Raw genomic sequence first — 10,807 nt, forward strand, 5'->3', positions numbered from 1 at the left:
TGACGTGGCCAGCGGTTCGCGCCACTCGCGTGTCCTGCCACGTGGTCCCCGCAGATGCAGGGCCGGCGGAAAGGCAGCCAGTCCAGGCTGTACACGCGCAGCAAAGGACGGTGTTCAGTGCTGCTTCGTCTGGCGCCAGATGTTCTGGTAGGCCTGGTAGAGGGCCTGCAGGGCACCGGACGGTCTCTCGGGCCAGACGGCTTTGATCTGCCGCTCTCCCCAGCAGAAGGTGACGATCGCACGGCCAGCCGCATACTCTCGAAGGAGGTCGGCGCGCAGGTACAGCAGCCCGCCCGAGAAGCCGGAGGGGGCTGCGAAAGACCGCGCGGCGAGTGCACCGGATGGCTCGTACTGGTCGAAGCCTCCCGGAAGAGCACGCAGGTCGAAAGCCTGCGAGAACAGCCAGCTGGGGATGTAGGCGGTGGCCTGGTTCTGGCTGCTGTGGTGGGGTTCCCAGGTGAAGTGGTGGGCCAGCCGCTCGAAGCGAAGTTCGGGTCTGCCGGAGCGCAGCGTGTCGCTGTACAGGTCCTCGGTGGTCAGTCCTGGTTCGGGTGCAGCAAATCGGGTGTGCCACGGGATCTCGCCGGCGAAGAGGTAGTACTCGGCGGGCAAGTCGATCATGTCCCGGCCCGGGTGGGTCAAGGCATCGAACTCCTCCAGGAGTTCGGTTAGATTCTCCTGGTCGACGAGGACGGTGTTGAACAGGCCGAATGTGCTGCGTCCGGTGGTGATGTCCGCTGTGTCGATCTCTGCGTGGACGAGCAGCCACGGACCTTCGTCCGCGTCGAGCCGGGCCGGTGCAAGGAGGTCGTCCGGCACGTTGACGATTCCGTGGCGTAGCCATTCGAGGTCGTCGTCCGGTGTCCGCGGCGTCCACGTGTCGAGCGGGACCGGGACAGGTGGCGGGGGCTGCGGGAAGGTTGGGTCGATGTCTACTTCGAGTTTCTCGGGTGGCTGGCCGCGGTCGGCCAGCATGCCCGTCATGGTGTGCAAGCCGATCCAGCCGTACTTCTTGCCATAACGGTCGATCCGGCTACTGGAAGTGTGGCGTTGTCGGGACGTTGCTGAGGTGATGCGGCGTTCTACCTCGTCGAACGGGTTGGGGCGCCAGCCCAGCGCGTGGACGACGCCGAGGACGAGGGCGGTGGCTTCTTGGTGTCCGGGGTGGGAGTCGTCGTAGTTCCTACGGTCCTCAAACAGACGCCCGAGGGTGTAGTTGCCGAAGTCCATGCCCATCGTGCTGTGGACGTCCTCCCGGCGTGGATCGCCCTCGGGCAGCGGCGTGATCGCCGGTGCTGGCGTGAAGGCCAAGGGCAGTTCGGCTGCGGCGGGGACCGTGGCGGGGTAGTAGCGGTGGGCGAGGTCGAACGTTGAGGAAACGTAGTACCGGGTCAGTGCGTGGAAGGTGGGGTGGGTGGCCTGGTGCCCGGTGAAGGTGTTCAGCAGCCCTGTCAGGTAGGCAGGCAAGGCAGCTTCAAGGTCTGGGGTGTGCGGTTGATGGGCCGTCGCGGCGCCGTAGCAAGCGGCGACCATGCGTTCGCCGACGTAGGCGTCGTTGACCGTGATCGCTTCCAGGGTCAGAGTGAAGAGTCCGCTGATGTCGTGCCGTCCGTACCAGTACAGGGCGGCCGTGGCTGCGTCGCGAAGGTCGCGGTGGGTGCTCGTCAGCGTCCACATCAGCCACCGGGCTCGTAGCCGGTCGGATTCCGCACGGTGCGGATGCTCTCGCCAGCGTGTGGCCAGGGCGGTCGCGTCGGCGAGAAGGGGACGGCTGTTTGCGCGCTGCCACTCGCTCCAGCGCAGGTCGCGGTCGGCGACCGGTCTGTCGCGCAGGATCCGGTCGAGGAAGTGTGCGTTGAGGGGGTGGCCTGGGGCTGCGCGGGTGCTGTGAAGCCGTTGGAGGAGGTCATCTCGTCCACGGAGTTCGTCGCTGTGGCTGGCGAGCGCCTCCACGGTGATGGTGTCGAGGTGGGCTGCTTCGAGCCGGGCGGCATGCAGGAGAGCACGCAGGCGGAGGGGTTCGGCGACGGCTTGCCACAGTTGCGTGGCGCCGGCGCGGGGCATGGCGCTTGCCAGGGCCTGGAAGATGTCGGTCGCGAGGGGGTGCCGTTCGTCGGGCGTGCCGCTGAAGCGTGCTGTGGTCGTGTCTTCGCTCAGTAGTCGGGCGATGCCCCTGCCGTGGGGATGCACGAGGCTGGTGGCGATGACGTGCCCGGCCATCAGGTCGTGGACGAACGACCAGGTCGCTCCGCCCGCACCATCAGGGTGTCGCAGGAGGACACCTTCATTTTCGAGGGCGGCGAGAAGGCTCTCCTGCCAGCGGCGGTGGGTGTCCTGGCACAGCTGTTTCGCCTGAGTGTCGGGAAGGTCGCGTGCCTGGTCCTCCCACAGGGCGTTACCCAGAGCGTCGAGTGCCTGGTTGACGTCGTTGGGGTGGATGGAGGGGGTGAGTGCGTAGGCGCGGTGGGCGGCAGAGGTCAGGTACTCACTGAAGATTCCGGTGAGGGAGCTGGGCAGGCCTGCGGCGCTGACGGGTTGCTTGCGGTCGCGGTTGGCTGTGGCGCAGTAGATCTTCAGTGTCAGCGGGTGGCTGAGGAGTTCGCGCGGCAGGTCAGCGCCGCCGGGTTCGATTTTGTAGTGGGCGAAGTAGCGGGCGATGGACTCGTCGAGGTCCTCGTCGAATCCGTCGAGCTCCAGGATGTCGGTCACTTCAGTGGGGATGGTCTCGTCGAGGAATGCCTCGCGGACCGTGCACACGACGAGCACGGACGGGAACTGCTTGAGGGTCACCTGCAGACTGCGCAGCAGCGCCGGCCACAGTGTGGGGGTTTCAGCCTCGTTCAGGCCGTCGATGACGATGGGCAGGCGGCATCCGGCTCGTTGTGCGGCCGCATCGACGGCGGCGAGAAGCTCCTCGAAGGAGGCCAGGGGCTTGCCTGCTGCCGTGACCTGGCCTGCGAGATCGTCGAGGGTCTGGCGGGCGCTCAGACGCCTGCCGTAGAGCAGGACGCCGGCGGGCCGTGCCGCGGTTGCCGCGGTGAGCGTCGCGGACAGTTGCGTCTTGCCGAAGCCGGCGTCGCCGGTGACCACCGCTAGCCGAGTCGACAGGTGATCGGTGACGTGGCGGGCGAGGGCAGCGGCGTCACGGATGTGAGCGATCAGATTGGTCAGCGGCAGAGCTGCTGGATGCCGCAGGCCGCGAAGCCGCCGGAGTACGGCGGGCTGCGCGGTGGGGGCCTGGGGCACGGTGCGGTCGGTGGTGCCCAGCAGGGGGGAGGGCTGGCTGTTACTGATCTGCTGGTGTGCTTCGTGCAGGAGTTCGGCCACGTCACGTCCCACGGCGGCGATCTCCGCGGTCTGCTCGGCCAGAGGGGCTGGCAGCGTAGTGGCCGCGTCGTCGAGGGCTGTTTCGAAGCGGGCGATGTTGCGGTTGGCGTCGCCCAGGTCGTCCCACGCGTCGGGTTCGGCGAGCATCCGGCGAAGCTGGTGCTCGGCTGCGGATGCCTGATGCACCTCGGGAATCCAGCGTTCGCCGGCCTCGGCGGCGGCCCGCGCATGCTGTTCAGCGAGGCGCTCTGGGGTCAAAACGAGGGGCCCGAAGTAGGACTCGCGCAGCAAAACGGCATCGCCGACAAGCAAGTGACTGAGCTCGACCTCTGTGGCCAAGTGCAGCTTCATCGTGGTGGACAGGCCGTAGAACCACGTTTGGTCGCCAGCGGTGAGAGGGTGCCGGGTCCACAGCACGAAGTCGGTGATGCCCGGAAAGTGGTTCTCGGTCTTCCTGAGGGAGTCCTCGACGTCGCTGCGGCGGCCGACGCCGATGGCGCGGCCCGACGGGATGTCCCACCATTTGGTCTGCCACCCGAAGCAGCGACCGGGTTGGCCGAGTGGGCAGTCGGGTTGGTCGATGGCGAGGTGGAACTCGACGCCGGGCTGCTGGGCCAAGGCGATGAAGTTGCCGTAGCGGGCGTATGCGTGGGTGACTGCACCCCGGCACAGCAGCTCGAAGTTATCCCGGGGGCTGCCCGACAGCGCGGTGAACTTGTCCCAGTCCAGCGGAGTCATCGGATCGCTCGCCCTCACTTGCCCCGGCCGTAGCCGGTGCCGGGGTGGTCGTGTGCGGAATACACCTCAATGCGAGCTCCCTTGTCGATGAGGACCTTCAACAGTGCCTGGACATCAGTCTCATCGGTGGTCACCACGATGGAGTCACCGTCGCGGCGCGTGGTGAGGTCGTACAGGAACTGCTCGAGTTCTCGCGGCCCGATGCTGTGGATGTTGAGGTCGCTGAGCAGTTTCAGGACCTCGTCGCTGTAGCGGTCGTTCGGCTCGCCAACGGTGAGGCGGCCTGCTTCCTCCTCCGCCTGCAGGGCCGTCGTGAGGTGTTTGATGACAGCGTGGGCGCGTTCGGCGGTGGTGGCGTCCTTGAACCGGCCGATCATGACGAGGTTCATGGAGTGCTCGGTGCCGTATCCGTACCAGACCTTCATGCGACATCTTTCTGCTGCAGGCGGTCGATTGCGGCAAGGACGCCGCGGTCGTCGACCGGTTCACCGACGGAGTGATAGGAGGTTCGCCGGAGCGTTCCGGCGGCGTCGATGTGAGCGTAGATGCGCAGTCCCGTCTCGCGCGGAAGCGGCTGGGCAGTCGGTAGTGAGCCGGTGTCGCCCTCGCCGAGGGTGAGGGTCACGGGGCCGCGGTAGTCGGTGATCCATTGGTGCAGGGCGGCGACGGTGTGCGGGCTGCTTCCCGGGCGGCCGCGTGCCGGACGCTCGGGCAGCAGCAGGAGTTCCGCTGCCCCGGTCGAGGCAGCCAGGTCGGCGACGGCGTCGAGATCGGGCAGCGTCTGGGTGTTCACGACGCAGTTGAGCCCGAATCGGAACGTTTGGCCGATGCAGGTCAGCCGCTGTACGAGTTCAGTGAAGGGGCGGCCGCGCTGTTCCTCGTAGGTGGTGCCGATTCCGTCGACGCTGACGCGGACGAAGTTGAGCGCTCCGGCCAGCGCGTCGATCAGTTGGGGTGTGAGCCGGTGTGCGTGTGTCGTCATGGTCACCGCGAGGCTGGTGCGTTCGGCGGCGTGACGGGACACTTGGGGAAAGCGGCGGTAGAGGGTGGGTTCTCCGCCTCCGAATCCGATGCCGAGGCAGCCCTCCGCGTCCAGTTCGTCGATCCATGCGCACAGCCGGCCGGCATCCAGCACGGCGGCGGATTTGGGTGCGTAGCAGAATGGACAAGCCAGGTCGCAGGCGTTGGTCAGGGCGATCGACACCTGGCGGGGGGCGCGGGACCACTGCGTTTCGGAGACGTCGACCTCGTCGAAGAGTACGTTCAGGCCGGTGCGGCGGTCGAAGAGGTGTATCCCGTCGGGGCCGGCACGACGCTTCACCGGCAGCCCCGCATCGCTTGCACCTCTCCCCGTCCATGTTTCGGTCCAAAGTATGGCAGGACTCACCAGCCCCAGCCACCCGCTCCTGGCCGTGTACCGCGAGAGGGTCCAGGGCCGCTGCTGCGCGCGGGTCGTGCCGCTTAGCTGTCGTCAGGAAGGCCGACCGCCTTGCACACTTCAGGCATTTCAGTGATCGTCTGCGTGCCCGCGTAGTAGCGGATGGCGCTGGGGTACCTCTTGCCCTGCTCCCGGTACATCAGGACCTGGCCTACCAAGGCGCTGATCTGCCAAGAGTCCCCCAAGGCAGCGGCGAGCAGGCGGAAGGCCCGATCGGCGCGAAGAGAGCGCTCCGGGAGGGTGAGCTGCACCCTGTCGAGCTCGGCGTTGTGGGCCTCGATGCGGAAGACGTAAGGGAGTTGGGCTCGCAGATGCATTGCCATCTCGTGCCCTGTCACCTTGAGCGTTGGGACATCGAAGCGAACAGGCCACGACAGATCGATCGGATGGAGAACGTCGAAGTCGTCGCCGCCACGTCGGCGGGAATCCCTCATCCTCCCCGCGTCGTTGTTGCCGAAGCCACTGTTGTTCCACAGCGGAGAACGGCTTTGGGCGTGGAGGTGCTGGAGCACGAGGCGCTCCGGCGCCACGACACTGAGGTCGTCGTCCAGTTTGAGATAGCTGAACGAGAGATCGCGGGCTTCGATATGGCAGCGTCCGCTGATCTTTCGCAGGTGTTGGCCGAGACGGACGGCGATCGATCGATCATTCCGTGCGACGTAGAGGATCTCCGAGGCGTCGCAGGACTCCCGGTGCAGAAGGTAGACACCGGGCCAGTCCTCCAGCTTCTCGATACTCTCAGCCGTGAGGTCGTGGTGCGGCTGCGCAGCGAGGATCCTGAGGAAGCGGTCCACGTGCTCCTGAGGAAGCAGCCGGAATCCAGTTCCGCCGGTGTACGCGACATTGCGGCTGAAGGGGTAGGACTCGACAGTGTCGGTCCCCCGCTGGTTGGGTTCCGGAAGACCGCGCGCCTTGAGCGTGCTCTTGAGCTTCGGGTAGATGTCAGTCAGAGCGAGCGCCGGCGGGGCGCCTGGGATGCCGCTTCGCACGACGTCGCACAGAACCTGGGTGAAGGACGTGGCGGCGGTCTCGTCTCGCGAAGGCACGTGCGCCACCTGGTCGGCCGCTGTGAGCGTATAGACGCCGCGGATGTCGGTGCTGTCCACGAGTTGGCTCTCACCGGCGCCCGCCAGACCATGGATGATCCGGCCCGAGTAACAGCAGTCGAGAATCACCAACTTCACCTGGGCCGGTGAGTCCAGGAGAGCGCTGCGGACCTTGTCGTACTCCAGGCCGGTCAGGTCGGGATAGCGCAGCTGGGTATCGCCAGCGGCCAGGCACAGCGCACCGGACTTGCTGACAACCCCGTGGCCGACGAAGTAGATCAGCAGGGTACCCGTGGTTTCCTCGGCCAGGCGGTGCAGTTCCAGGGCCAGGTCCGTGGCCCCGGCGGTGTCCTCCAGAACGTGCACCTGGTCCTCGGACCAGCCGCACAACTCGGGGCTGGTCAGCAGCCGGTGCATCGCGTGCAGGCTATTGCGCGCGGCGGGCACGTCCAAGAGGGAGGGGTCTCGGTAGCTGGAGATGCCGATGAGCACGGCGGCGTCGTCAGACTCCATCGGCGTCCTCCCCCAGGAATCGCCGGATCAACGCCTCAGCCTCGGCGGCGTCACCGGTCTCGAGCTCCAGGGTGCGGTCGGCCCGGGTGACGGAGATGCGAATCTTGGTCGGGGTACGGCGGTTCTGCAACCAGGTGGCGAGGGAACCGGCTAGGACGGTGGCGATCCCGCTGGAACCGAGAGACACCGTCAGCAGTTCGAGACCAGCACCGAGCTCGTTCTCCGCGGGTGGGGCGGGCACGACGTGGACGCGCCCCTGGAGGCCGCGTTCACCGCGGAGCCACCCGATCAGCGCCAGGTGATCGTCGAGGCCAGTCGCCGAGTCGATCCTGATCTGGACATCCGTCGCCCTGGTGTCCTGGGTGCCGTGCATCGCGTACTCCCCCGCTGCTGCGCGCATCTGATGCCCAGGGCCACCCCGAGCTGGTACGAGGAGTCACCCTACGTGCGCGTGCCCGTCCAGCTCGGCCCAGGCCCGGCAAAAAGAGCCACGCCACGGAACAGACCGACTCCGAGCCTTCACCCAGCGGTCCTCGACCGCCACTACCGGCGGCCCGTTGCCCCTGAGCAACCAACGCTCCTACTGAGCAGACCCCAGAGACGTCACACAAAACCACAGGTCAAGCCAATCGACAGCGGCACTCACTCAAGCCGACACCAACCCAACCCGCCAGTGACTTCTACCGCACCCTGCTCTCCGAAACTGAGCAACTCCCTGGTCGGCACGTGAGGACTGGTCATCTCCAAGAGAGCCGCAACAGCACCGCGTCCTCGGCCGTCCAGTCGCCGTCGAACAAGGCAGCCACCAGGCGTGCGTCCGCTTCAGGGAGCTGGCCTGAGCGGTGCCGGTGGCGGGCCTTGGCGAGCCAGGCGCCGAGTTTGACGGTGTCGCCGTCGACGCGGATCGTCTCGCGGGCGGCGGGGACGCGGCCTTCGCGGTGCAGGAAGAGCTCCAGAAGCTGGACGGTCTCCTCGAAGGTGCGGCGGGCGCGGCGGGCGGGGGCGAGGGGGTTGGTGGCGGGGGTGAGGCTGAGGGCGGTCATCAGCTGCTGCTGGCCAGGGGGGAGGGCTTGCCAGGTGGTGAGCTGGCGGTGCAGCCACGAGCCGATCTTCACCCCGGCGAGGACGGTGTCGCGGGTGAGGGTGGCGAGGTCGGCGCCGGAGGCGAGGTGGGCGCGCAGCAGGTGGTATTTGCGGTGCCAGTCCGCTCCGTGCGGCAGCCGCCAATCGGGGGCAAGGGCGGTGAGGGCCTCGGCACGGGCGGCGTCGAGTTCGCCCTTGGTGGCGAGGTGGCGTTGTTCGGCGAGCCAGGCACCAACGGGGGTGGTGGCCGGGGCGGCGAGGTGGCCGTGGGCGCGGTGGTAGTCGGCGGCCGCGGCGAGGCGGGCGCGCCAGGCGGCGTCGTGCTTGTCCCAGATCATGCCGAGCGCGTCGAGTTCGGCGATCCAGTCGGCTTCGAGCCGGCCGGCGGTGCGGGCGTCGCGCATGGTGGTGATGAAGGTGCCCAGCCGGTAGCCGGTGGGGTCGATGTGGTCGGCGGGGACGTCGAGGTGGCCGTGTTCGTCGCGGTAGGAGCGGGCGGCGGCAAGCCCGAGGCGGCGGGAGCGGGAGACGGCCGGGTCGCGGGGGTCGAAAGGGGTTTTGCCGGGTTCAGTCGACGGTGTCGTCCGTCAGGTAGACCTTGGCCTGGGCAGCCCACTGCTGCACACGAGGACCGTAGCGCTGCGAACTCCAGTATTTGGTGCGGATGGCGCCGTCCGTGGTCATCTGGAGTGTCTCCGGGTAGCCGAAGTGCTGGATCAGTCCAGTGGCGAGGGCGCAGGTGGCCGCGATGAGGTCTGGTCCGTCCTCGGCAAGGTCGTCGATGTCGAAGACCGAGGTTGCCTGGGGTGGCTCGGTCACCTGGTGACTGCCGAGCAGGCCGCCAAAGCCCCGCGGGTGACGGAGTTCGGCCGGGAGGTCTGCGGTGACGGGCACGATGGTCGCGCGGACCGTAGCGGTGCCTCCAGCTGCGGCCCGGTCCCGCGCGTGGCGGGCCAGGATCTTGAGTCCGGACCAGATGTCGAGGACCAGATCCTCATGCTCGATCCGGCTGGCCGTTGTGTTCTCGTCGATCTGTCCCCGCGAGGCGAGTTCGCTGCGGTTGGCTGCAATGGCAGCGAAGGAGCCGGCGCCGCTCTGGTGAAGTTCGCATGCAAGCCAGCTGGCCTTCGCGGGCTCGGGGCCGCCGTGTGCGATCAAGCGACGGCTGCCCACCGTCACGTAGCGGACGTGCACCCCGCGCGGGATGACGAGCAGGTCCTTGTCGCGGGTTTCCTGCTGGAAGGTGCGCAGGGTCTTGGTGTCGAGGGTGAAGTCGCCGCTGATGTCTGGGACCAGGGTGACGACAACGTACGTCTGGTCGCTCACGTCCAGGCGGCCTATCAGGTCGCGTTCGTAGCGAAGCAGGTCGTCGTGGCGGGCCTGACGGCGGGCGAAGCGGTCCTGGTAGGCAGCGGCCACTTCGGCCTCGGTCAGGTAGATGATGCTGGCCCCGTTGCGGCGGGGGTAGCGCAGGCCTTCGTTGACGAGGACACCGTGCGGGGCAAAAGGGCTGCGGAGTACCGCGATCATCAGGAACCCGTGGCCCGGCTTGCCGGGGTCCTCGATCTGCCGAACGTCGAAAGTGGGCAGCGGGTGAACCAGGTCGGCCACGATGTTGCGAATCCGCAGCACCTCGCCGTCGCTGAGCGCAACGCCGGGAAGGTCCGCCGCACGGGCCTGGTCGTCCTCGGCAACACCGAGCAGCAGGACTCCGCCGGCGGTGTTGGCCAGGGCCGCCACGTCACCGGCCAAGTCCCGCTTGGCCTTGTCATTGCCGCCGTAGAGCTCCCCCTTGAACTCCAAGTCGTAGGACTCGGAGACCGCGTTCGTCTTCAAAGCGGCGACCTGGGCGTGGGAGACCGCGTCCAGCCGGGCTCCGAAGAGCCCTTCCAGGCGGCGGGAGCGAAGAGCAACCATATCCACAGATGCTGCCCGAACCGCCCCCTTCTGTCACAGGATTAATCGCATTCACCACCGGTCGGAGAACCGCGTGCACGGGCCCATCGCGCAGACGGTGTGTCAGCGGCCGGACAACCGCCACAACGGGGTCTCTGCCCGAGCCTGCTCGGCAGGCGTCTCCCGGACGAGGTGGTAGAGATTCTCGAAGTACTCCTGCCACCGCGTGGGGTCAGGCAGAGCGTTCTGTGCGCGCCGGGCCCGTTCCACTGCTACCAGCGGTTCCAAGTGCTCCCACACCGAGATCACTGATCCGCCCAGGTAGCCTGAGACAGGTTCGATCTCTACCACGCCGTGTGTCACGAGAGCGCCGAGGTTGTCGTAGTACCAGGCCAGTTCACGTACCAGGTCCTGTCCCTCGTCAGGCAGGCCCGCCAGCCCCAGGGACAGATCGCAGGCAGGCAGCTCCTCATGCACGAAGGTGCGCGCCCGCGCCAGGCGTACGCTGCGGTGTTCCCTGAACAGATCCACCACCACCGGCAGCGTGTTGGCCTGCTCCGAAAGCCGCAACTGCCGCCACGACACTGCGCCGGACACCCCGAACGCCACCAACGACACCACCAACGCCGCAATCTCCATCGCGCCCCCAGGTCGGCCAACACCCGCGACACTGAACCGCTCCGGGTCTGATGGAGGCTCGATTCCCTGAGAGGATCGAGTCATGGCACGTCCGTCCCCCTACCCTGCTGAGCTTCGTGAGCGTGCG

Annotated in this window: 8 protein-coding genes and 1 pseudogene; all 9 read right to left on the bottom strand. The window is 67.4% G+C overall.

What is annotated here, in order from left to right:
• Positions 1–114 precede the first annotated feature (114 nt).
• Positions 115–4,065, bottom strand: a complete 3,951-nt coding sequence (locus tag FB157_RS46020; RefSeq protein WP_186582000.1) for a hypothetical protein — start codon at positions 4,063–4,065, stop codon at positions 115–117.
• Between the two features lie 14 nt (positions 4,066–4,079).
• A complete protein-coding gene (locus tag FB157_RS46025; RefSeq protein WP_145887673.1) occupies positions 4,080–4,490 on the bottom strand; it encodes a DUF6375 family protein in 411 nt (136 codons plus the stop codon).
• Entirely contained in the window at positions 4,487–5,386 is a 900-nt protein-coding gene (locus FB157_RS46030; RefSeq protein ID WP_145887675.1) for a radical SAM protein, read from the bottom strand. Before FB157_RS46030 ends, FB157_RS46025 begins: the two co-directional genes overlap by 4 nt.
• Positions 5,387–5,526: 140 nt before the next feature.
• Positions 5,527–7,062: a caspase, EACC1-associated type gene (locus FB157_RS46035; protein WP_145887677.1), complete on the bottom strand. Its 1,536-nt coding sequence runs from the start codon at positions 7,060–7,062 to the stop codon at positions 5,527–5,529.
• Entirely contained in the window at positions 7,052–7,462 is a 411-nt protein-coding gene (locus tag FB157_RS46040; RefSeq protein WP_145887679.1) for an effector-associated constant component EACC1, read from the bottom strand. The genes FB157_RS46035 and FB157_RS46040 overlap by 11 nt, the downstream gene beginning before the upstream one ends.
• Positions 7,463–7,799: 337 nt before the next feature.
• Positions 7,800–8,483, bottom strand: a complete 684-nt coding sequence (locus FB157_RS46045) for a helicase associated domain-containing protein (RefSeq protein ID WP_261387044.1) — start codon at positions 8,481–8,483, stop codon at positions 7,800–7,802.
• Positions 8,484–8,492: 9 nt separating this feature from the next.
• A pseudogene (locus tag FB157_RS49275) lies at positions 8,493–8,642 on the bottom strand (helicase associated domain-containing protein); the annotation flags it as partial.
• 70 nt (positions 8,643–8,712) lie between these two features.
• Positions 8,713–10,062 (bottom strand): helix-turn-helix domain-containing protein, encoded by a 1,350-nt coding sequence (locus tag FB157_RS46050; protein ID WP_145887681.1) that lies wholly within the window; start codon positions 10,060–10,062, stop codon positions 8,713–8,715.
• Between the two features lie 102 nt (positions 10,063–10,164).
• Positions 10,165–10,680 (bottom strand): hypothetical protein, encoded by a 516-nt coding sequence (locus FB157_RS46055; protein WP_145887683.1) that lies wholly within the window; start codon positions 10,678–10,680, stop codon positions 10,165–10,167.
• Between the last annotated feature and the right edge of the window lie 127 nt (positions 10,681–10,807).

It is taken from the genome of Streptomyces sp. BK340, from assembly GCF_007827595.1.
GTDB lineage: Bacteria > Actinomycetota > Actinomycetes > Streptomycetales > Streptomycetaceae > Streptomyces.

What these genes read in the sequence shown, in the direction of transcription:
- FB157_RS46020 (WP_186582000.1), bottom strand. Translation starts at nt 4,065, where the DNA reads ATGACTCCGCTGGACTGGGACAAGTTCACCGCGCTGTCGGGCAGCCCC.
- FB157_RS46025 (WP_145887673.1), bottom strand. Translation starts at nt 4,490, where the DNA reads ATGAAGGTCTGGTACGGATACGGCACCGAGCACTCCATGAACCTCGTC.
- FB157_RS46035 (WP_145887677.1), bottom strand. Translation starts at nt 7,062, where the DNA reads ATGGAGTCTGACGACGCCGCCGTGCTCATCGGCATCTCCAGCTACCGA.
- FB157_RS46040 (WP_145887679.1), bottom strand. Translation starts at nt 7,462, where the DNA reads ATGCGCGCAGCAGCGGGGGAGTACGCGATGCACGGCACCCAGGACACC.
- FB157_RS46045 (WP_261387044.1), bottom strand. Translation starts at nt 8,483, where the DNA reads ATGATCTGGGACAAGCACGACGCCGCCTGGCGCGCCCGCCTCGCCGCG.
- FB157_RS46050 (WP_145887681.1), bottom strand. Translation starts at nt 10,062, where the DNA reads ATGGTTGCTCTTCGCTCCCGCCGCCTGGAAGGGCTCTTCGGAGCCCGG.
- FB157_RS46055 (WP_145887683.1), bottom strand. Translation starts at nt 10,680, where the DNA reads ATGGAGATTGCGGCGTTGGTGGTGTCGTTGGTGGCGTTCGGGGTGTCC.